The sequence below is a fragment of the Lactobacillus sp. CBA3605 genome (assembly GCF_002970915.1).
Taxonomy (GTDB): domain Bacteria; phylum Bacillota; class Bacilli; order Lactobacillales; family Lactobacillaceae; genus Lactiplantibacillus.
In genome coordinates this window covers 343,157-363,489 of sequence record NZ_CP027190.1, presented here as the reverse complement: position 1 = coordinate 363,489, position 20,333 = coordinate 343,157, and the positions used below count along the sequence as shown (strand labels likewise).

Annotated in this window: 23 protein-coding genes; 13 read left to right on the top strand and 10 right to left on the bottom strand. The window is 40.4% G+C overall.

Annotated features, from left to right (window positions below):
• Nucleotides 1-40 precede the first annotated feature (40 nt).
• Nucleotides 41-322 (bottom strand): hypothetical protein, encoded by a 282-nt coding sequence (locus C5Z25_RS01805; protein ID WP_105451091.1) that lies wholly within the window; start codon nt 320-322, stop codon nt 41-43.
• Nucleotides 323-467: 145 nt separating this feature from the next.
• On the opposite strand from C5Z25_RS01805, the gene rnz reads away from it, so the two are divergent.
• From rnz to C5Z25_RS01745, 11 genes are all read left to right on the top strand, one after another.
• The gene (rnz, locus tag C5Z25_RS01800; protein ID WP_105451090.1) at nt 468-1,394 is read left to right on the top strand and encodes a ribonuclease Z; all 927 of its coding nucleotides are present in this window, start codon (nt 468-470) and stop codon (nt 1,392-1,394) included.
• Between the two features lie 19 nt (nt 1,395-1,413).
• On the top strand, nt 1,414-2,205 hold the full coding sequence (locus C5Z25_RS01795; RefSeq protein ID WP_105451089.1) for an SDR family NAD(P)-dependent oxidoreductase: 792 nt from the start codon (nt 1,414-1,416) through the stop codon (nt 2,203-2,205).
• A gap of 12 nt (nt 2,206-2,217) precedes the next feature.
• On the top strand, nt 2,218-2,568 hold the full coding sequence (locus tag C5Z25_RS01790) for a lipopolysaccharide assembly protein LapA domain-containing protein (protein ID WP_105448578.1): 351 nt from the start codon (nt 2,218-2,220) through the stop codon (nt 2,566-2,568).
• A 23-nt stretch (nt 2,569-2,591) separates the two neighbouring features.
• Complete coding sequence (recJ, locus tag C5Z25_RS01785; RefSeq protein WP_105451088.1) at nt 2,592-4,925, top strand: single-stranded-DNA-specific exonuclease RecJ; 2,334 nt, start codon at nt 2,592-2,594, stop codon at nt 4,923-4,925.
• A gap of 18 nt (nt 4,926-4,943) precedes the next feature.
• On the top strand, nt 4,944-5,462 hold the full coding sequence (locus tag C5Z25_RS01780) for an adenine phosphoribosyltransferase (protein ID WP_105448576.1): 519 nt from the start codon (nt 4,944-4,946) through the stop codon (nt 5,460-5,462).
• 199 nt (nt 5,463-5,661) lie between these two features.
• On the top strand, nt 5,662-6,096 hold the full coding sequence (locus tag C5Z25_RS01775) for a MarR family winged helix-turn-helix transcriptional regulator (RefSeq protein ID WP_105451087.1): 435 nt from the start codon (nt 5,662-5,664) through the stop codon (nt 6,094-6,096).
• Nucleotides 6,097-6,393 (top strand): DUF2316 family protein, encoded by a 297-nt coding sequence (locus C5Z25_RS01770; RefSeq protein ID WP_105451086.1) that lies wholly within the window; start codon nt 6,097-6,099, stop codon nt 6,391-6,393.
• A 112-nt stretch (nt 6,394-6,505) separates the two neighbouring features.
• Nucleotides 6,506-6,928 carry an Rrf2 family transcriptional regulator gene (locus tag C5Z25_RS01765; protein WP_105451085.1) on the top strand — a complete coding sequence of 141 codons (423 nt, stop codon included), beginning with the start codon at nt 6,506-6,508 and terminating at the stop codon, nt 6,926-6,928.
• An 84-nt stretch (nt 6,929-7,012) separates the two neighbouring features.
• On the top strand, nt 7,013-8,764 hold the full coding sequence (locus C5Z25_RS01760; protein ID WP_105451084.1) for a thiamine pyrophosphate-dependent enzyme: 1,752 nt from the start codon (nt 7,013-7,015) through the stop codon (nt 8,762-8,764).
• 131 nt (nt 8,765-8,895) lie between these two features.
• Nucleotides 8,896-9,315, top strand: a complete 420-nt coding sequence (locus C5Z25_RS01755) for a PTS glucose transporter subunit IIA (protein WP_105451083.1) — start codon at nt 8,896-8,898, stop codon at nt 9,313-9,315.
• Nucleotides 9,316-10,011: 696 nt separating this feature from the next.
• Nucleotides 10,012-11,202, top strand: coding sequence for an NUDIX hydrolase (locus C5Z25_RS01745; RefSeq protein WP_105451082.1), 1,191 nt, complete (start codon nt 10,012-10,014; stop codon nt 11,200-11,202).
• Nucleotides 11,203-11,601: 399 nt separating this feature from the next.
• Here C5Z25_RS01745 and C5Z25_RS01740 read toward each other — a convergent pair whose 3' ends face one another.
• From C5Z25_RS01740 to C5Z25_RS01705, 8 genes are all read right to left on the bottom strand, one after another.
• Nucleotides 11,602-12,765: a site-specific integrase gene (locus tag C5Z25_RS01740; protein WP_105451081.1), complete on the bottom strand. Its 1,164-nt coding sequence runs from the start codon at nt 12,763-12,765 to the stop codon at nt 11,602-11,604.
• 162 nt (nt 12,766-12,927) lie between these two features.
• Nucleotides 12,928-13,650 (bottom strand): MAE_28990/MAE_18760 family HEPN-like nuclease, encoded by a 723-nt coding sequence (locus C5Z25_RS01735; RefSeq protein WP_105451080.1) that lies wholly within the window; start codon nt 13,648-13,650, stop codon nt 12,928-12,930.
• Nucleotide 13,651: 1 nt separating this feature from the next.
• On the bottom strand, nt 13,652-14,710 hold the full coding sequence (locus tag C5Z25_RS01730) for a DUF262 domain-containing protein (RefSeq protein WP_158682889.1): 1,059 nt from the start codon (nt 14,708-14,710) through the stop codon (nt 13,652-13,654).
• A gap of 1 nt (nt 14,711) precedes the next feature.
• On the bottom strand, nt 14,712-15,764 hold the full coding sequence (locus C5Z25_RS01725; protein WP_105451078.1) for a DNA cytosine methyltransferase: 1,053 nt from the start codon (nt 15,762-15,764) through the stop codon (nt 14,712-14,714).
• A 179-nt stretch (nt 15,765-15,943) separates the two neighbouring features.
• Nucleotides 15,944-16,606: a DUF6037 family protein gene (locus tag C5Z25_RS01720; RefSeq protein ID WP_105451077.1), complete on the bottom strand. Its 663-nt coding sequence runs from the start codon at nt 16,604-16,606 to the stop codon at nt 15,944-15,946.
• Between the two features lie 107 nt (nt 16,607-16,713).
• Nucleotides 16,714-17,391 (bottom strand): hypothetical protein, encoded by a 678-nt coding sequence (locus C5Z25_RS01715; protein WP_105451076.1) that lies wholly within the window; start codon nt 17,389-17,391, stop codon nt 16,714-16,716.
• A 185-nt stretch (nt 17,392-17,576) separates the two neighbouring features.
• Nucleotides 17,577-18,053, bottom strand: coding sequence for a hypothetical protein (locus C5Z25_RS01710; RefSeq protein WP_105451075.1), 477 nt, complete (start codon nt 18,051-18,053; stop codon nt 17,577-17,579).
• Nucleotides 18,054-18,488, bottom strand: a complete 435-nt coding sequence (locus C5Z25_RS01705; protein WP_105451074.1) for a helix-turn-helix domain-containing protein — start codon at nt 18,486-18,488, stop codon at nt 18,054-18,056.
• A 279-nt stretch (nt 18,489-18,767) separates the two neighbouring features.
• Between C5Z25_RS01705 and C5Z25_RS01700 the strand changes: the two genes are divergently transcribed.
• Nucleotides 18,768-18,989 (top strand): hypothetical protein, encoded by a 222-nt coding sequence (locus C5Z25_RS01700; RefSeq protein ID WP_105451073.1) that lies wholly within the window; start codon nt 18,768-18,770, stop codon nt 18,987-18,989.
• Nucleotides 18,990-18,991: 2 nt separating this feature from the next.
• Nucleotides 18,992-19,720 (top strand): ORF6N domain-containing protein, encoded by a 729-nt coding sequence (locus C5Z25_RS01695; protein WP_105451072.1) that lies wholly within the window; start codon nt 18,992-18,994, stop codon nt 19,718-19,720.
• A gap of 197 nt (nt 19,721-19,917) precedes the next feature.
• Here the strand turns inward: C5Z25_RS01695 and C5Z25_RS01685 are convergent, their stop codons facing one another.
• Nucleotides 19,918-20,298, bottom strand: a complete 381-nt coding sequence (locus C5Z25_RS01685; RefSeq protein WP_158682887.1) for a DUF2513 domain-containing protein — start codon at nt 20,296-20,298, stop codon at nt 19,918-19,920.
• Between the last annotated feature and the right edge of the window lie 35 nt (nt 20,299-20,333).

Below are 20,333 nucleotides of genomic sequence, written 5' to 3'. Positions count from 1 at the left end.
GACGTGAGCCCATTTTTGAGCTGACGTCTCTTTACTATTTTTAGCCTAATAATAGGTGGTGTTGGCTTAACCGATAGCCAAATAATGGGATTAGGTCGGCCGCCGGTTGTACCATCAGTTGAACATGACCATTGACTTGGCGCGTGCGAGCCGTTAATTGGTCTAAGGTCATGGGTTTCGCCTGGGGGTGTGACTGTAAAATCAAGTGTGACGCGACTAAGGTCAAGGTGTCAATCGGGAACTGTTGGTGGTCGTGTTCCCAATAGAGTGGGAGCTGGCGGTCCAAATCCACCGTTGAAAGTTTGAAATCAATTAAACGCATCGGGAACCTCCAATAATTCGTTACTAATAATTCCGTCTGAAATGATACAATAGGTTGAGACTAAATACAAAGACTAATCGTTGTCGAATTCAATTATTTTCGGTAAAATGATTAGCAGACTGTACAGATAAGGACGAACAAAAATATGCAATTAGAATTTTTAGGTACCGGTGCCGGTTCACCGGGGAAATTTAGAAATGTAACAAGCACAGCTTTGCGACTACTTGATGAGCGCAATGAGGTCTGGTTATTTGATGTGGGCGAAGGGACACAACATCAAATTTTACGGACGACGTTAAAGCCACGCAAGATTACTAAAATATTTATTACGCATTTACATGGCGATCATATTTTTGGGTTACCAGGATTCTTAAGTTCACGATCGTTTCAAGGCGGTGATGAGGACTTGACCGTTTATGGGCCTAAGGGAATTCGTGACTTTGTGATGACTGCACTGCGGGTTTCTGGCACGCGGCTATCATATCCACTCCATTTTGAAGAACTGGGTGATGATGGGGTTATCTTTGAAGATGCGACGTTTAAAGTCTCTTTCCAACATTTGGAACATCGGATTGAAACGGTCGGTTATCGGGTCGAGGAAGCGGCGCATCCAGGCGAGTTACAAGCCGAGAAGCTGAAAGCTATGCAGATTCCAAGCGGTCCGATATATGGTCAATTAAAGGCTGGTCTCACAGTGACGTTGCCCGATGGTCGGACGATTAATGGTCAAGATTTTATTGCAGCACCGCAACCTGGTCGGATTGTGACGATTCTAGGGGATACGCGCAAAACGGCGAATGCCATTAGTTTAGCTGAAAATGCGAACGTGTTAGTTCACGAAAGCACCTTTGGCAAGGACGAGGGCAAGTTGGCCCGTAATTATTATCATTCAACTAGTACGCAAGCGGCACAAGTGGCGAAGCAAGCTGGTGTGACCCAGCTTTTATTAACCCATATTTCTGCTCGTTATACGGGTAAATTATCAAAAGAACTCCAAAAACAAGCGCAACAAGTGTTTAAAAACACTAAGGTCGTGCGGGACTTTGATTTAATTGAGGTGCCGCTTAAATAAGAAAGTTGAGGTGACCAATATGCCAGATTTAACGGGTCAAACGGTGCTCATTACCGGGGCATCTAGTGGACTAGGTGAACAGCTCGCTTTGGCAGTGGCTGCACAGGGGGCCCATGTTGTTTTGATGGCCCGACGTGCAGAACGGTTACAAGCCGTGGCTGCGCAATGTCGGGTGTTATCTCAGGCGCAAGCGTTAGTTTGTGCCGGCGATATTAGCCAAGTGGCAGCGGTTGAACGGGTCTTTACGACGATTGATCAACAGTTTGGACACTTAGATATCGTTATTAATGCGGCCGGCTTTGGGTATTTAGCGCCAGCAGTGGCGATTTCACCGGCTATGATGACCCGCATGTTTCGGGTTAACACACTGGGCGTCATGTATGTTAGTCAATTAGCGGCTCAACGCATGGTGTTGGCACAACACGGGGAAATTGTGAATGTGGCGTCAATTGCTGGCAAGCTGGCTACTCCGAAGTCAGCGGTCTATGCTGCGACTAAGGCCGCCTTGATTGCTTATGACAACGCACTACGGTTGGAATTAAAGCCGGCGCAGGTCAATGTGATGACGGTTAATCCTGGACCAATCACGACTGATTTCTTTAAAACAGCCGATCCGACTGGTCATTATTTGGAACAAGTTGATAAAATTGCGTTAAATCCCGTTAAATTAGCGGCGTTAATTGTGAGTAAGTTAGGGCACCAACGCCGCGAGCTTAATCGCCCACGGCTCATGGCTGCCGCTAATCTAGGGTATCAGATGGCGCCCAAACTTGGCGATTGGTTAGCTGGGACAGTATTTAATTTTAAATAAGGGGTTGGTAGGATGAAGAATCAATGGCGGTTAGTGAGTGCTTTAGTGATTGTTTTGGTCATTGTCGTTTTTGCTATTTTAAATGTGGATCCAGTCCAAGTTAATTTTGGGGTAGCCAAAGTTCAATGGCCGTTAATTCTCGTTATTTTAATTACACTGATTTTAGGAGTTGCGATTGCTGTTTTAATGGCAACGTTTAATTCAGTGAAAAAGAATAACGAATATAAGCAAACTTTAACAGATGCTCAAGCAAAAATCGCTGATTTAACGGCGGAAAACAAACGATTGACGTTACGCTTAAATAATAAAGGAAAGCAAACTAGCGGTAAAGGTGCTGCGCAACCAACGACACCAACTAAATAAAGCATTTTGAAAGGAAGCATGCCATGTTAGCGGCTAAAAAACAATGGATTTTACCGACAGCGGTAGCTGATGATACTGCGGTGACGGCGTTAGCAGCGGCGGTCGATGTCCCGCCGTTAGTTGCAAAACTACTGATTGAACGTGGGTTTACGACGACGGTGGCAGCAGAACAATTTTTAAATGCAGCGGCGCAACCGTTGAATGACCCGTTACAAATGCACGATATGGAACGGGCCGTTGAACGGATTCAAACGGCCATCATGGCGGATGATCAGATTACAGTTTACGGAGATTATGATGCCGATGGGCTGACAAGTACGGCAATTATGTACGAAACGCTGGAACAAATTGGGGCTAACGTAAATTATTATATTCCTGACCGCTTTAAAGATGGTTATGGCCCCAATCAGGCGGCCTTTGACCGGTTGATTGCGGCGGGGACTCAACTCTTTATTACGGTAGATAATGGGGTTGCAGGCAATGCCGTGATTGATGCGGTACAGGCTGAGGGCATTGATGTGGTGGTGACCGATCATCATGAATTGCCGAGCACGTTACCAAAAGCCTATGCGATTGTGCATCCGCGACACCCAGAAGGGCACTATCCATTTGGAGACCTGTCTGGTGCTGGGGTTGCTTTTAAAGTGGCGACAGCGTTATTAGAAGAAATACCAGAAGAGTTAATGGACTTGGCCGCCATTGGGACGGTGGCTGATCTAGTTAGCCTAACTGGTGAGAACCGAACCTTAGTGACTTTAGGGTTAAAAGTTTTGCAGCAAACGTCCCGGCCAGGTTTAGCAGCGTTAATCAAAGCAGCCGGGCTTACGCCGGATCAGCTCGATGAAACCAGTATTGGATTTGGGATTGCGCCGCGGCTGAATGCTTTGGGGCGGCTACAATCGGCGCAGTCTGGCGTAGAATTATTAACGACTTTGGATGAGGCCCGTGCAACTGAGTTAGCCACTCAAATCAATCAGTTGAATGAACAACGACAAAGCTTAGTTCATGATATTGCGGATCAAGCGTTGGCCCAAGCCCAAGCAGCTGAAAACCAAGCACGACAAACTTTGGTTATTACGGGTCACGATTGGCACGAAGGCGTTCTTGGGATTGTTGCGAGTCGGATTGTGGAAAGTACCGGTAAACCAACCTTAGTCTTAAATGCGGACGAAAACGGTCGCTTGAAGGGCAGTGGTCGGAGTATCGAGGCCTATAATCTATTTGCGGCGATTGATCCAATTCGGGAAAATCTAGTAGCTTTTGGTGGGCATCATATGGCCGTTGGGTTAACCGTGATGACTGATCAATTAGCTGAACTTAAAGCGGCACTAGAAACGGCAGCTGCGTCGCAAGCTTTGGCTGAAAATGCGCAACCAAAGCTAAACTTGGCCGGTGAATTGACTATTGAAGCGGCTTCGCTAGCAACACTGACGGCACTCAAACGTCTCGCACCATTTGGCACGGATAATCCAGCGCCACTCTTTGAATTAAAACCAACCGCAGTCCCACAAGTACGGGCCATTGGGTCGGAACATCAGCATTTAAAGTTACAATTAAGTGATGGTAAGCAACAAGTAGATGCGATTGCCTTTTCAATGGGGGCTGCAGCGCCAGCTATTCAGGCTAGCCCAACGGATGTTAGTGTGGTTGGTGAACTAAATGCCAATACATGGAATGGACGGACGACGCCGCAGATTATGATTAAAGATTTAGCCATTACGGGGTCGCAAGTGATTGATGTCCGAACGCAACATTTGGCTGCAACTAATTTTAGTACGCCGGGGATTTATTTATTTTTCCATGCTGCATTGTTGAAACGGTTGTCGGATTATTTAAATCCAAGTGCGCAAGCAATTTTAGTGAATGATCAGACCACTGATTTTAGTGCGATTAAGCCAGATCAGCCGGTCTTTGTAGTGGATTGTCCGGATACCTTGGCCGATTTAACGGCTGTATTAACCGCCTTGCCGCTTAATCAATTAACTTTGTATTTATATCGGCGGGAGTCGCTCTATTTAGCAGGAATGCCAAGCCGAACACAATTTGCGAATTTATATAAATTTGCGATGACCCAGCAAGATGTGGACATTCATCATCAATTATCATTAGTTGCTAGTCACTTACATTTACAACGAAATTTGCTTATTTTTATGATACAGGTGTTTTTTGAGGTCGGATTTGTTAAAATAAATGATGGTGTCATGAATGGCGTTTCGAATCCGCCTAAAGCGGACTTACATCACGCCCCTAGTTATCAGTTACGTGAGCAACAAATCGTCGCTGAAGAAACGCTTTTGTATAGTAAATCTGCGGCCCTCCAAACCTGGGTAAAAAATCAAGCCGCAGAGAAGAATTGAAGGAGCTGTTATTAAGCAATGGCATTAGATTTAACAAAGTATGTTGCAAGTATTCCCGATTATCCAGAACCTGGGATTATCTTTCGGGATATTTCGCCTTTAATGGCGGATGGTGAAGCCTACCGTGAAGCGACTGACCAAATCGTCAAGTTTGCGCGTGATAAGCATGTTGATATGATTGTTGGACCAGAAGCGCGGGGCTTTATCGTGGGTTGCCCAGTTGCCTATGAATTAGGCGTGGGATTTGCACCTGCCCGTAAAAAGGGAAAGTTACCACGGGCAACCGTGAAAGCAACTTATGACTTAGAATATGGCCAATCAGCCCTTTATTTGCATAAAGATGCGATTAAACCAGGTCAAAATGTCTTGGTGACAGATGATTTATTAGCAACTGGTGGGACCATTTCCGCAACAATCAAGCTCGTAGAAGAGTTGGGTGGTAACGTGGTCGGTACGGCTTTCTTAGTCGAATTAAAAGCGTTACACGGTGACGACAAGCTAAAAGGTTACGATAAATTAAGCTTGATGGAATTTTAAGAAATGAAAAAAGTGTGCTACTTTGAAGATTAACTCAAAGTAGCACACTTTTTAGTTGTGACTGAACGGCGTATCGGCTTTCAGACGTTACTTAGTCGGCTGTTCAGCGCTATTGGTTTAGTTAATAGTTTTATCTAAAACACTTGTGATTAAAACTATCGGTGTTATGATAGTCATGGTAGTAAGGAGGCTACAAGTTATGCAGACGCAACCATCATTGGCCAGTTTGATTTATCAAATTGCCAAATTAGAAGAGCAGCAGTTGAGTCGTCAATTGAAACAATGGAGGATAAATCCTGAGCAAGCACGTACCTTAACTTATATTCATCATCACCCTGGAACGAACCAGCGGGCAGTTGGAGACCACCTGAATCGGCAAGCGGCCAGTACCTCTAATTTATTAAAAGGGCTAAGCCAGCGACAACTTATTGAACGGCGGTCGGCACCGGCGAATGATCGCGAAAAACAGCTATTTTTGACAGTTACCGGGACGGCGTTAAGTCAAAAAATCAAGTTAAGTTTTGCCGCTTTGGACCAACGAGTTCAAGGTGGCCTAACAACAGCACAACAGACACAGTTACAAGCACCACTATTACAAGTCATGCAAGCTTTATTGGAAGGGACCGCTGATTAAATGTCATTAAATCCAGTTGAACGTCAAACGACTAGCCAAGAGTTACAAGCGAATTTTACCCGTAGCGGGTTATCATGCGCACAAGTTGCGGTAGCGTTACAAACAACGCCAGAACGGATTAAAGCCGTGTTAGCATTGAAGGTGCAGCGGATTGAAGACCCTTGGATCTTACGGAACTATTTAGCGCAACAGTTAGTCCAACAAGGGATTACACCAGTACCCTATCATCATTTGGTGGGGGATGCTGCGGATTATTGGTTTCTAAATCAAGCCCGTATCAACCGTGAACGACTATAAAATGGGCAATCAATGACCCAAACGAGCTTTGGCAAGTTGCTAAAGCTCGTTTTTTTAGTTATGATGTGCTATTATTTAACACAACATTAGGGCCTAGATTGAGGTGAAAATGATGGCAAATACCCAATTAAGTGATGCAACCCATATCATGGCTTATGTGGCTCTCCATCAGGCGGATGAGTTAAAGAGCGACCGCATTGCAGCTAGCTTAAATACCGATCCAACGATGGTGCGGCGATTGATGAGTAAGTTACGAAAGGCTGGTTTATTACAATCAACCCGTGGCATCGCTAAGCCACAGCTTGCTTTTCAGCCAGCAGCAATTAGCCTAAAAGCGATTTATCTGGCAGTTAGCACGCATCGTGAGTTATTATCAGTTGACCGAGATACGTCGGTAACTTGTCCAGTTGGTAGTGTGATTCCGAAAGTGATGACGACGTATTATCAACAAATTCAAAGTAGTGCTGAGGGTCGCATGGCAAAAATAACCTTACAAGATGTGCTAGATGATTTGGCAAGTTATCAATCGATTTAGACAAAAATTTTGACAAGGCTTACAGTTAGCTTTAAAGTAACGATGTGCTTAAAATTGACACAAACAATCTAGGGGGAATTAAACATGACAAAAATGACTGCTGGTCAAGCGTTAGCAAAAGTATTAGAAAGCTGGCAAATTGATCACTTATATGGCATTACAGCTGATTCAATTAATAATACTGTGGATGGATTATATCAAGAGCGTGAACAAATTAAGTATATTCAAGTACGCCATGAAGAGATTGGCGCCTTAGCTGCAGTGGCTGATGCAAAGTTAACCGGCAAAATTGGCGTTAGTTTTGGTTCCGCTGGGCCGGGCTCGGTACATTTATTAAATGGCCTTTATGATGCTAAAATGGATAAAGTGCCAGTTTTAGCCTTAGTTGGTCAATCCGCAACGGAGATTATGAATACGAACTTTTTCCAAGAAATGAACCAAGATCCCGTCTTTGCGGATGTTGCAGAATTTCATAAGCAAGTCACGAATGCAGCACAAATCCCATATGTTGTTGACGAAGCAATTCGTTCAGCCTATGCGACCCACTCAGTTTCGGTTGTGATTTTACCGGATGATTTATCAGGTCAAACGATTGATTTTGATGGGTTTAAGACGGCACCGTTAGCTAAAGTGATGCAAAAACCCGTATTGGATTCAGCTGATGTGACCACGGTCGCAGCTAAGTTACAAGCAGCTGAGCATCCAATTATGTGGGTTGGTCAGGGAGCTCGTGGTCAGCGTGAAGCGGTGGTTCAAGTTGCCGAACAATTCAATTTACCAGTGTTGACGACCGCACCTGCAACTGGTGTGATGCCAACTGATCATCCATTGTTCATGGGATCTCGTGGGCGTTTGGGTACCAAGGCCGCTTTTGAAGTTTCACAAGCTGCTGATTTAGTCTTATTTGTTGGGACCAACTATCCTTTTGCCCGCTTCCTGCCAGCAACCATTAAATTTATTCAAGTGAACAATAATTTAGCAGATTTAGGCAAGCAACGGGACGCGGATCAAACTGTTTTGGCGGATGCGGGTGAGTTTTTAACCGCCTTAGCTGCGACGAAGATCACACGTCCTGAAACAACCTTTGTTCAGGCTGCTAAACAAGACAAGGCCAACTGGGATAAATGGTTAATCCAATTAGCTGAAGATGATCATGCTGGTTTAGCGGCTGAAGGCGTGATGGCAGCGATTAAAGCTGCTGCAACACCGGATGCAGTCTTTGGCTTAGATGTTGGGAATAATACAGAATGGGCAATTCGACAATTACCGTTTAACCAGCAACAACGGTTTGCTATGTCAGCTTGGTATGGCACGATGGGCTTTGGTTTGCCAGCTGGTTTAGCAGCTAAGTTGAGCTATCCTGATCAACAGGTTTGGTCCATTTCAGGTGATGGTGGCTATGCCATGGTCATGCCAGACTTGCTAACTGAAGTGAAATACCAGTTACCGGTAATCAATGTGGTCCTAGAAAATAAAGCACTGGGCTATATTGGTCATGAAAAGATTGCAGCTGGTCAAGCGCCATACGGGATTGATTTGATTGGTGCTGACTGGGCTGGCATGGCGGAGAACATGGGCGCTATTGGTTTGAAAGCCACTAATTTGAGCGAATTAAAAGCAGCCATGGCAAAGATTGCCCAACTTCAAGCCGCTGGGAATAAATTGCCAATCGTGTTGGACGCAAAGATTAAGAATGTTGATCCAATTGACACGAGTTTTATGCCCGTTGATCCTACTAATTTTGATGCAGACACGATTGCAAGTTATCGGCAACAATATGCTTTGGATGAAGCAACTCAGCCAGCATTATCAACATTAATGCAAGAATTAGCTTAATTAAAGAATCTATCAGCGAATCGCGTTTTATTAGCGGTTCGCTTTTTTTGAGGAATTCTGATTATCGCCTTGACCTGATACGGGTTTCATAGGTTAGAGTAAAGGCATAGAAAAATAGAGGGGGTCATTTCATGGGATTCTGGCGACAACAGCAATTATCGAAACTTTCGGCACCTGTTCAAGGCCGGACGGTGGATTTAGCAGCAGTGCCAGCAATGACGGCGGCGACGGCAGTCTTAGCATTACAACCAAGTAATGATGCGGTTTATTCACCGGTAAATGGTGAGGTTTTGGCATTAACCAGTCAACGAATTAAATTTCAAGCCCTGGATGGCCGCCAATATTGGTTACGGCTAGCGGCTGGTGCGACGCAATTGGTTGGTCAATTTGAGTGGCAAGTGCGTGTTGGTGATACAGTATCGCCCATTACGTTATTGGGTACCTTAAGTATTGCTGCAGTGGATTCAGCGGTAGTGGTTTGTGATGAATTAATACCTGTCGCTCGCCGCAGTGCGCATGGCCGTGGCTTGGTTGCACAATTATTAGGATGAGGAATTTACAATTGAAGTGCAACCTGTAGCTGAACAAAAAAATTCATAGCGAGTACAATTACTTAACGACTAAGAAAAGTAAAAGGGTACTCGCTATGAACTATCATCATCTTACTATATCTGTACGAGAATGTATCTTAGAACTTTTTACTAAAGGCATAACGAGCAATCTCCGTACGGCTAAAGTGTTCGACCAGTTTTGTTTCACGTGATTGCACTTGGTTGACAATTTGTCAGTACAAACTAAAAATCAGAAGTCTAGCTAAACGTTGGGTTAGCTAGGATTCTGATTTTTTAAGCTATTTGAGATCATTTTCATGTTCATTAATAAGTTCTTCTGATTCTTTTAAATCATCAAGAGTAGCCTGATTTTTAATGAAACTACGTGCTGCTGATTTAGCTTTACGTTGTTGCGCCTGTTCAGGATGTTTAGTGTCATATTTTTTTGCTTGCCCGGACCGTGCATCACTTACAGCCGTATTCTCACTCTTTATTTTATAAAGCTTATCAGTGCTTGGACGGCCGTTACTAGTTCATATACTACTAGCAGTATCATGCCAATGATAACTACTTTTTTCCATATTTTCCAATTTTTCCAACCATGCATATTGTTGCACCTCAGCATAATGGCTGGTGTGGGGATTTTTTTGCTTTAGTGACTATTGTATAATTACTTTAACGAAAGGTTGTTATCTAATGAATATGAATGAAGATAAAAGAGTATTTCTAGACTACTTAAGGCAAATATATGATCAGACGAACGAGCATTTGCGTGAACAAGAACATAAACGTGATCAGGTGGTTACCTTTTACGCAGTATTAATTAGTTTTATAATAACCGCAAATCACACGATTCAAGCGAATTTTGGTGGGCCAGTCATGATGATGATATTAGACTTGGCACTTTGTGTTATTGGTGCGATAGTATGTATTTCAATTGCTAGTTTAAGAGGGTGGCATACACAGTATTTGGATGCAATATATGTGATTAACTATGCCATGGCTCATCAAAACCAGTATGTGACAGTTGATGATTTGAAAAATACAATTCAGGAAATGCTGGTAAATAATAGGGCAAATGGAAAGGAAAATAAGAGTAAGAAGCGGTCAATCATAAAATGGTTCAAACACACTATTAATTCTACTGAAGATAGTATGTTCTACGGGGTTTGGATATTTTCAATGGTTCCGCTGATTATGATTGAGCATAGTATCTACAAACTAGTTAATTGGGGAAGCAAACAGGCAGTATTATTTACCATTCTAATAGTGGCATTTGCTCTGGTGTTCATTGTTTATTTTCGTCATATGTATAAACTTTTAAATGAAAGTGTTGAAAGCGCAAAAAGCTATAAAACTTGGATACTAGACTTTGATTATTACAGTAATGGTAGGAAAAACTTCAGTTATTATGATATCAATATTAATCATGGGGTTTTATCATTAAAACAAAATACAGCTGGTGTAATTACTGTTACAACTATTGGAAATCAGTATTTAATGATTAAGATTAAAAGGTCTGACGGGCGGTTTAATTGGGAGTTTCCGAGAGGGTTTGTTGAGCCAGATGAAATAGACGGTAGGGTGGTTAACTATTCAGCAGCAGCCAAACGTGAGTTGAAAGAAGAACTAAATGTAAATTTATCGACTGTAATAAAGACGATTGATTTAGGAGAAGTAGAACCCGATTCTGGTTTGATTAAAAGTTCAATTCATGTTGTACGAGTAGAACTCTCTGAATTGAAAAAAATTAAACTACAGTCCTCGGAGAAGATAGTAGAGTACAGGTTAATGAATGAAGCTAGTCTTACAAATGAAGTCAAGAAAAGAACAATCATCGATGGTTTTACATTAAGTGCGATTACGCTTAGCCGAAACATAAAATAAACACTAATCTCCGTACTGGTCTTAATTGACTGGTACGGGGATTTTTCGTTTAAATAATTTTGCGCGCGCACCTTCAAAACGTTGGTGTATCAAAGTTGTCAAATCCTGTACTCAACCAATTGCGCAAAATGCTAAATTCAAACAAAGGCTAACCCTATACGTATCAATCGATGTTACGCACAAAATATGCGCAAAATGCTTTTCTTTTCTATCCCTTTCTAGCCTTTTCTAAAAAAATAGAACCCTGACAAACGTTGATTTGTCAGGGTTCTTATTTTTTGAATCTGGTCTCTACTGTTTTAATAAGGAGAGTACAACCTTTCGAGTATACTCTCGTATCATTGATATCAAGCCTTTTAGCGCCATCATTTTTGTTGAGTGCACCAAAAGTGCACCATGTTAGTTGACCTGAGAGAGGGCTTTTAAGGTCCGTTCGTCTTCCTGTCGTTGGTCTTCTTTAATCATATGAGCATAGACGTTACGAGTGATGGAACTGTTCTTATGACCTAGTCGTTTGGAGATGTATTCCATCTTTACACCACAGTAGAGTAGGTAACTAGCATGGGTGTGACGTAGGCCGTGAAAGCTAATTCGTTTAATACCCAATGAGTCATGGTATTTTTTAAGCAGATTATCGCATGCTCCCGGACTGGGAATACGGCCACGTTGATTCCAGAAAACTAAATGGTCAGGGTTAGCTAACTTAGCAGCCATCTGTAAAGCGTGCAATGTTTTCAGATGGTTTAAAAGATCGTCAGTTACGGTGATTGTCCGGATACTGGATTCGGTTTTAGTTTTCTTGAATGTTTGACCATAAACATAGTCCCATGACTTATTAACGCATATAGTTTTGTTTTGCCAATCAATATCAGGCCAAGTGAGTGCAGAAACTTCAGCTACTCGCATTCCAGTTAGTAAGCCGGTGTAGATCATCGATTTACTGGTAGAGGTTAGCTTGATGTCTTTATTGACCTCAGCAGCTAGTTTCTGCATGTCCTCAGCATCAAGATACTTCAATTGTGCTGATTTACCAGCGTGACCGCCTAACTCCGTATGCAGACAGAAGTCGGACTTAATTAATCTGTCCGCTACTGCATCTACAACAGCGGCGTGAATATGGCCGTGCAGTTTTTCAACGGATGATTTACTATGATAGGGCTGGTCGTCTTTAAGGTCACGTTTGTCACGTTGTTCTGAGTTACCATGAACAAAGTCGTTGATGAACTGTTGGTACCGTAACCGGGTCATTGCTGATAGTTGAACCTTTGGTAAGAGTTCAACTATTTGACGCAGTGTGTATCGGTATTCCTGTTCAGTAATTCGTGCGACTTTGCCAAATTTATAAGTTTCCAACCACTGTTCATAGTAATCTGAAAAGAGTATTGTTGTATCAGTTTTACCAATGGATTTATCAAACTTAGCTTGCTCTAATTCGGTAGCCCATTGTTCAGCTTCTTTTTTGCGAGTGAAGCCACTTTTATTTTTAAAGCATCGTTTGCCGAATTCGTCATAGTAACTAACGCGGACGGCCCACTTGCCATTTCTTTTAGTAATACTTGCCATTAATATTTCCTCCTTAAATTTCACCTAGGCGGGTAGAATTTTAAGGACTTGTCGGCATCACCTCCTTTGTTGTGATAAAATTATGTATGTAAAAAGAGTGGATTATTCCACTATGTTTTATGTGTAGCACATCCAACTTCTTGGCGGGAGGGGATGTGCTTTTTAATTTTGAAAATATTCTTTCTGAATAAGTCTGTCGGTCATACGAATTAGATACTCCAAAAACTTAAAAATATGATCTGAAATCTTTTCAAGATCTACGATTGTGGTGTCCCTACCTAGATCGATAAATGATTGTCTACCATGGGCTAAGCTGTTTCTTGAGTTTTTAACACTCCATAAATCAGATTTGTATCTTTTCGTTGTGTTTTTATCCAACTCAATACCGTGGGAGTGAAATAATTTAGAGATAGATCTTAAATCTGCATCACCTGATAATGATATATCCTCATTATTAAACTGAATGGAGCTCTCACTAAATATTTCATCGATCATTTTGCTTGCTGTATCAATGAAAGTTTGTGACGAAGCATGAATTTCAGACTCTATTTTGCGAAAATGATAGTCTTTCCATAAAATCTGAAGTTTGTCATTGATATCTTGGTAGCGTAGGGAAGATCCGTTGACTTCATCGTATATGTGAGAAATCAACTCTCGAGTTGTGGATTCAACTATGTTGTATACCATTAAATAGGTGTTTGATTTCAAAATTACTATGAAATCTCCCAGCTCATAGCTATATTTTGAAAATTTTGTTTGGAAGTGTTTTCCATAGGGAATACCTGAGTTTGCCTCAAGTTCAATCTCGTACGTTGCGTTTAAACACTTTAAATAAAACTTTAGTTCCTTTTTTTTGTCATTGTAACCTTCTTTGTCAAAGTCCATGCTAATTTTCTCCACTAAGAAGATATTCTTTTACAAATTCGATTCGTGCAGTGACTCGTTTAAGCGAATTACTACCATCCGATGTTGTTAGTATCTTGAATTCGTCTGTGGCAACCATCTCATTGATGAAAGCTGCATCTACTTCTAAGTTGTTGTTTTCTTGTAAGGCTAAAAATGTCCCAACTGTCAGAGCCTCAAATCTGACACGAGGTGTCTGACCGTTCGCATTCTTGAATACCCCCTGTGGGTAATTATGTGAGATGTAATTAATCGTATTTTTGAATTCTGCAGAAAAAGTTTTTTTCATATTAGACTTGAAATTTTCTCCAGTTATTTTTATATATTCATCCACAAACTGACCTACATTATGTTGGAATTTTTTATAGTTATGAGCAAACGCGAAAAAACGAGAAACAAGTTCAACATTTTCTTGCCTTTTAAGCTTGTTGTCTGATAAATTAACTAGGTCTAAAAAAGTTTTATGATTGGCTAATTCTTTTATAAGTACCATAAATTTATTTAGGGCCTGAGATCCGCCTCGTATTTCAGCAGGATTTGCATTAGTTCCAGAGGTGTTAATTCTGTTAAATAAATCAATTCTGGTCTCTTCATCCGTACTTTTTCTCAGAACAATTACGCGCAATGGTTTAGCCTTTAGGCGTCGTTGTTCGGAAAGCGGCAAGTTAGTAAATTTGAAGCTTTTAAGAGAGGTTAACTTATCCATTTTTTTCAGAGTTAATTCATCGTTTATAAATTCTTTTAAAGTTGTAATTCGCTGAAGGCCATCTACAATTTCCAGTTGACCGTCTTCAGTATCTGATAAAAATATAAGTGGGATTGGATAACCAAGTATTAAGGATTCGATAAACCGTTCTTTATCATGTTGAGGCCAGATGCTTTGCTTACGCTGATAATTAGGGATTACAAATAAATCTGTTTCAAAGCCGTCCACCAAATACTTTATTGGATAATCTCGAGTATCGTAATCAACTTGTTTCTGGAGTAAGTTGATTTGTTTTGCTGCTTCTTTTAGCTTTGTATCATCTATTATTTTGTTCAATTCATTGCCTCCAATTTTGATATAGTCTGTTTAGTATACTTTTTCCAATGGCTGCACCTAATTTTACTGGTACAGCATTACCAATCATGACCCCTAAGTCTCGAGTCGAAATTGGATGTTGATTGTCAAAAAAAACATATTTTTTAGGAAATGTCTGTAACATAGCACCTTCTCGATAAGACAAAGCGCGATTTTGTTCGGGATGACCGAAACGGCCGTTACCATACCCATAGAATTTTGTTGTTATTGTGGGTGCTGGTTTGTTCCACTCCATTCGACCGTAAACCGCAGTATATGATTGTCCTGATTTCTTTTTGTAAGCTTCAAGTAGAAGATCATGATCCCAGTCGTGCCAAGTTCCACCAGGTACGGATTGTTTTATCCTCTTGAGATTTAGATCAGAAAGTTTAACAGATTTGTGCATTGGGTCAGTTGCACAGGTATCACCAGATTCAATATGTGGAAGCGTACCAATCGTCTCACGTACAGTTGGATAATTATCTTCGTCGAAGAGAGGAGGAATTAAATCAACTTCTTCCACGCGACTTGCTAATAATACAAGCCGTTTGCGCTTTTGCGGAACTCCGTATTTTGGTGCAAATACGACATGCCAGCGTGTTTTGTATCCTAGAGAATCTAGGGTAGCAATAAATTTTTCGAAAATTGGTTCTTTTGCTAACTGTGGAACGTTTTCCATGGAGACGATGTCTGGTAGAATATCTTTAACAATTCTTCCAAATGTATCCAAGAGATCTAATTTGTTAACGGAAGTGTCAGTTCCTTTGTAACGATAGCTGTAAGAAGAAAATGGTTGGCAAGGAGCACACCCAGCAAGAATTTTAATATCTGTGTTGGCCGGATATAGGGACTCAATAGTTTTACTTGAGATCTTTTTCAAATCACCTTGAATAAAAATTGTGTGATTATTTTGTTCATACGGAAAGCGGCATTTTTCTTCAATGTCAATTCCAGCGACAACGTTAATGCCTGATTGTTCCAATCCATGTGTTAATCCACCTACCCCACAGAAGAGGTCAACTGCGTTAATATTCATAGTGCAATGCTCCTTAGTTCACGTGTTTTTCTATAGTATACACAAATCAGACCAGAAACTCGAGTGGGCTGATTCATTCTGTATTTAATTTTAGCAATATTCCCTCGACTGGAGTCGAACCAGTACTACCTACCGAGGAGGGTGGCACATCTAATCTTCTAGTGGAGAGATGTTCATTATTAGGAATCTTTCCGAAGCTTTTGCTGAATTAGTTGTTGTTCAGAACGCGGACCAGTTTCATTGGGAGTATAAATTACGCTGATGTTTTCGTCTTTAATTTTAGAATAAAGATCTGGTAATAAAATGCTGGTTTTGTGTCGATTAGTCAATGTAACGTGTTTGTCTTTTCCACTTGATAAGCGATTGATTTTATCCCAGTTTTTTAAGCCCTTGAAGTAAACTGCATTTGGATCAGGTAGCTTAAACTTAGATGTCTTATATATTCTTGAATATTGAGAGTAGTTTGCGAATTGGAAAGCTCCATCAATTTCATTAATAAATGTCAAAAGTGTGAAACTAGTTGTAGCGTTTCGATTGTAAGGTATTTCAAAGAAATAGCGAAGCTTATAGTAGTCTTTTTTATCCAAAGAGCTAGGCATCTGAAACTTATGATTAAGCTTCAATGTAAATTCTTTGTTATCAGTGGCTCCGACCTTGTCAAAAGTGAGACTATAACCAGTAACTTTAGGATTGTGAAATTGAGCGTTTATTCTATCATCAAGTCCTTCCATGACGATAGAATATTCTCTTTTGTTATAGTGGAGTGAAATAAGTGCTAAATTCAAGCTATTGGGAAGAAGTTCTTTTTCATAATATTGTTTTAGAATTTCGAACGTAATCATAATAATCCTCTCCTTAACTAGTACTCTCTTTAGTTATTTACAGTTTTTAAAGACATCAGTATTTGGTCAGAGCACATCCAACTTCTTGGCGGGAGGGGATGCGCTTTTTATTTAGTCCATTTAAATTCGGAGCTATTGGTATATTTAGAGTGGCCAACACGATCAGCACCATAATGTACATTGGTTTGAATTGGTGAACTGTCTGCACTTATATCCTTACCAATAATAACAAGTTGAGCTGCGGCTAATTTCTGTGCACCATTAGCAACAGTCGTCTTCTGTGCATCGTTAAGGGTTGTAAATTCAGAGTTAACTTTCACAATTAATCCTTTGTTATGATCAAATGCTAATGTGTCAATGTAAGTTGCATATTCATAACCTTTCTTACCATCGTTTGCATAGCCTTGATCTTCATTTAAACTTTTGAGTAGACTATCATTGTATTCTTTTAATTCTTTTGCATCCATATTACTGAGAATATTGCCAGCTGTTTCATCTTTTTCAGAACTACTACTGCTACTTTCTTTTTTACTGCTGGATGAAGAGGACGATATGACCGAAGAACTCTGTTCTGTTTCGGTATTGGACTTGTTTGCAGGATTTCCAAAAAATAGCCCAGCAACGATAAAGATTAGATACAAAACTATCGCAGTTGCTAATGAATAAAGCACTATTTTTCCAGATATGAATTGCCATTTACCGGCCTTCTTGCCATAAAGCCATGTTCCTGCAAGTATTGCAAAAATAACTAAAGATAGATAATAGATTTGCTGTAAAACAGTCATTTTAAATTCCTCCAAGATAATATTGATCCCCATTAAGATTGACGGTAAAACTTGTTACCCCCCCCGTATAACAACGATATTCCCCAATATTATTGTTAGTTGAAACACCTTTTAATGACATGAGATCGTTGGTCAGTAGTTTTAGACTTACTAGGAAATGGGTGGCTTATGGATTGGTCAGTTATTTACAAGCCGAAAGCGCCACTGTTAATTTTGATTTTAAGCATTTTTTCCGCAGCGTTCCGAGCGTTTAGAAGATATTTAGTGTCGATGTTATAAGCTTTTCCAAATCGCAGAATATCAAAGTCTTCTGGCTCAATTCCAGATTTTGTGATGTAATCCATTACCATAATACAGAAGGCACCAAAATTTGCTCTGAATTCAATTTTAGTGTTTGATACCATGGCAGTCTCAATAAGTGGCTCGCTACTAGAATCAGTTAGACAGTGCATCAATTCATGATCCTGTACATGGTAAGGAGAGGCAGCTCTTTCGTTTACAAACATAGTTCGAGTTAATGGGATACTATATCCATTTACATTTTCGGGTAAGTCGTCCGTGTATTGACAGCTAATATCATAGTGAGCGATTAGACGGTCAGAATCCCATGTACCCAGCTTGCTGATATCAGCAAGTGCGTCGTCCAAGGTTTCAAAAATCATCTAATCACTTCGCTTTTCAGTTTTATTTCCCTCGTTGTCATAGCCACCATATTTGCGTAGTCGGTCTTGGCCTTCTTTACTATTGAGGTAAGTTGATACTAGTGCACTGATGGCAGCGCGGTCCTCATCCGATAGGGCGTGGTCACGTGAAGTTAGCATAGCCGAATTATTCACGATGTCATCAACGTCGATGTGTTTTGGATCACTCTCTATATTTTCGTCATCCGTTTTACCAAGCAGATAATCAGTGGACACACTTAACACATCTGCTACTTTGTCTAGCACGTCGCGGCTTGGATTCACTCCGTTAGGATATGTTTTAGATGGTTTCCAAGTATAAATACTTTTTTCACCGATATTTGCTTGACGTGCTACTTCGGCAAGTGAAAATCCGTTCTTTTTAGCAATTTTTTTAACGCGCTCAAACAGCGTCATATCAACACCCCTAAGGGTACAAATATTATTAGTATTATAAAAGTACTATTTTTCTTTGACAAAGTACTAAATAAGTACTATATTAATAAACGTACCAAGTTGTTAAACAGTGTATATAAAAAGTTTCTGATTTCAAGCCAACTGGCAGGCGGGCAATAATCAAGAATTAAGCAGCTATTTATATGGCTTATTTATGATTGTAATTTTAGTACTAAAAGTGTATTAAGTCAACTAAGTTTAACAACTTTAGTACTATATTTTAGGAAAGAAGGTGACGTTATGAAAGATAAGTGGACATGGGAAGGTGAATTAAATAAAGCACATCTTCTACAAGAAGATGCTGGTAAGATTGTTGGTCTCAGCAAAAGTCAGATGTCTCAGTTAGTAAAAAGAATGGTTCTTGGCAAAGAATTAACTGCTTCAAAATTGGATGAGGAACGCTGGTCAAGGATTATGGAATATGTGCGCTTTAAGCAGCATCAATTAGTAAAGGAAGTGTAAAAATGAACGAATTAAAGCAAGTGAAATTTAAGGGTGACTTAATTTTAACAACTGAGCAATTAGCGAACTTCTACGGGACTACTTCTAAACGAATTAAGCAAAATTTCAATAATAATCGAGATAAATTTACTGAAGGAAAACATTACTTCAAATTGAATCGTGAACAGTTGGCACACTTTAAATTGCAAGTCGAAAATTTCGACCTGCAAATTAGCCCCATGACTCGGTCACTTTATCTGTGGACTAAGCGTGGCGCAAGCCGACATTCAAAAATGTTAGGTACTGGTCGAGCCTGGGACATGTTTGACGAGTTGGAAGAAAATTATTTTAATCCATCACGTCCAGCATTACCAACGTCACCACGTGAACTTGCAAAATTGGCACTGGACGCAAACGAAGAAACTAATCAACGACTAGATGATGTTGAGGATGATTTAAAGGATCTAAAAGAGAACCAAGTTATTCCTCAGCCAGATTACAATGTGCTGGCACGTCGGATTAATCAGCGAGTGTCTGAGTTATCAAATAGCTATGGTCAGATTACTCAACAGCAGCGCGGTGAGTTGTTCAAAGATATTAATGGGGGCGTTAAGAAGATTGCCGGTGTAAGTGCTCGGTCAATGTTACGTAAAAAGGATTATCGGATGGTAATGGACTTCGTTAATGATTGGGAGCCGTCAACAGCGACTAAGACCATTATTCGACAAACATCGTTAAGCTTGAACGAATAAACATGAGGTAGATGTAAATGAAGCATGACTACGTGTATTTCTATAAATTAGCGAAAAATAATATTCCAGTATTAACTGGTGGATCAACAGATTTAAACAATATTCTATTTCCAAGTGAACAATTAAAAAAGGATATCTTTAGCTTAGTTCCGTCTAAAGATAATCTATATGTCTTAGTTGATAACTATGTTTTCAAATTAATTTAATCCTAGTTTGTTTTTGACTACGGCAGTAGCGACAGCCCCCAGAACTTGTAGAGAAACAGATAAACCTGATTTTTTCACTTTATCCTTGGTCTCCTCCCAAACAGAGGTATTCCGAATATTATTGAGATACTCGTTTCCGTCCCAAGTCAGATTGCCAGGAGAGACAAGATATGGGCCGCTAAGTGTATATGCAACCTTATTTACAACTAGACCAGCCTGAAACAGACAAGTCACGGTGTATGCCAACTGATCTAAAGACACTTCATAATCGTCAGCAAGTTTTCGAATCTCATCTTCAGATGGTCCCATAGGATGTGTAGAAGCAGCACAGGTGAGTAAAATCTCACGAACGAAATCGTAATTAAGTTCCACAATTTTTACCTCGATTTAATAGATTAATAAAATTA

What these genes read in the sequence shown, in the direction of transcription:
- C5Z25_RS01760 (WP_105451084.1), top strand. Translation starts at nt 7,013, where the DNA reads ATGACAAAAATGACTGCTGGTCAAGCGTTAGCAAAAGTATTAGAAAGC.
- C5Z25_RS01795 (WP_105451089.1), top strand. Translation starts at nt 1,414, where the DNA reads ATGCCAGATTTAACGGGTCAAACGGTGCTCATTACCGGGGCATCTAGT.
- C5Z25_RS01790 (WP_105448578.1), top strand. Translation starts at nt 2,218, where the DNA reads ATGAAGAATCAATGGCGGTTAGTGAGTGCTTTAGTGATTGTTTTGGTC.
- C5Z25_RS01745 (WP_105451082.1), top strand. Translation starts at nt 10,012, where the DNA reads ATGAATATGAATGAAGATAAAAGAGTATTTCTAGACTACTTAAGGCAA.
- C5Z25_RS01720 (WP_105451077.1), bottom strand. Translation starts at nt 16,606, where the DNA reads ATGATTACGTTCGAAATTCTAAAACAATATTATGAAAAAGAACTTCTT.
- C5Z25_RS01740 (WP_105451081.1), bottom strand. Translation starts at nt 12,765, where the DNA reads ATGGCAAGTATTACTAAAAGAAATGGCAAGTGGGCCGTCCGCGTTAGT.
- C5Z25_RS01715 (WP_105451076.1), bottom strand. Translation starts at nt 17,391, where the DNA reads ATGACTGTTTTACAGCAAATCTATTATCTATCTTTAGTTATTTTTGCA.
- C5Z25_RS01755 (WP_105451083.1), top strand. Translation starts at nt 8,896, where the DNA reads ATGGGATTCTGGCGACAACAGCAATTATCGAAACTTTCGGCACCTGTT.
- rnz (WP_105451090.1), top strand. Translation starts at nt 468, where the DNA reads ATGCAATTAGAATTTTTAGGTACCGGTGCCGGTTCACCGGGGAAATTT.
- C5Z25_RS01725 (WP_105451078.1), bottom strand. Translation starts at nt 15,764, where the DNA reads ATGAATATTAACGCAGTTGACCTCTTCTGTGGGGTAGGTGGATTAACA.
- C5Z25_RS01775 (WP_105451087.1), top strand. Translation starts at nt 5,662, where the DNA reads ATGCAGACGCAACCATCATTGGCCAGTTTGATTTATCAAATTGCCAAA.
- C5Z25_RS01695 (WP_105451072.1), top strand. Translation starts at nt 18,992, where the DNA reads ATGAACGAATTAAAGCAAGTGAAATTTAAGGGTGACTTAATTTTAACA.
- C5Z25_RS01735 (WP_105451080.1), bottom strand. Translation starts at nt 13,650, where the DNA reads ATGGACTTTGACAAAGAAGGTTACAATGACAAAAAAAAGGAACTAAAG.
- C5Z25_RS01770 (WP_105451086.1), top strand. Translation starts at nt 6,097, where the DNA reads ATGTCATTAAATCCAGTTGAACGTCAAACGACTAGCCAAGAGTTACAA.
- C5Z25_RS01765 (WP_105451085.1), top strand. Translation starts at nt 6,506, where the DNA reads ATGGCAAATACCCAATTAAGTGATGCAACCCATATCATGGCTTATGTG.
- C5Z25_RS01710 (WP_105451075.1), bottom strand. Translation starts at nt 18,053, where the DNA reads ATGATTTTTGAAACCTTGGACGACGCACTTGCTGATATCAGCAAGCTG.
- C5Z25_RS01705 (WP_105451074.1), bottom strand. Translation starts at nt 18,488, where the DNA reads ATGACGCTGTTTGAGCGCGTTAAAAAAATTGCTAAAAAGAACGGATTT.
- recJ (WP_105451088.1), top strand. Translation starts at nt 2,592, where the DNA reads ATGTTAGCGGCTAAAAAACAATGGATTTTACCGACAGCGGTAGCTGAT.
- C5Z25_RS01805 (WP_105451091.1), bottom strand. Translation starts at nt 322, where the DNA reads ATGCGTTTAATTGATTTCAAACTTTCAACGGTGGATTTGGACCGCCAG.
- C5Z25_RS01700 (WP_105451073.1), top strand. Translation starts at nt 18,768, where the DNA reads ATGAAAGATAAGTGGACATGGGAAGGTGAATTAAATAAAGCACATCTT.
- C5Z25_RS01780 (WP_105448576.1), top strand. Translation starts at nt 4,944, where the DNA reads ATGGCATTAGATTTAACAAAGTATGTTGCAAGTATTCCCGATTATCCA.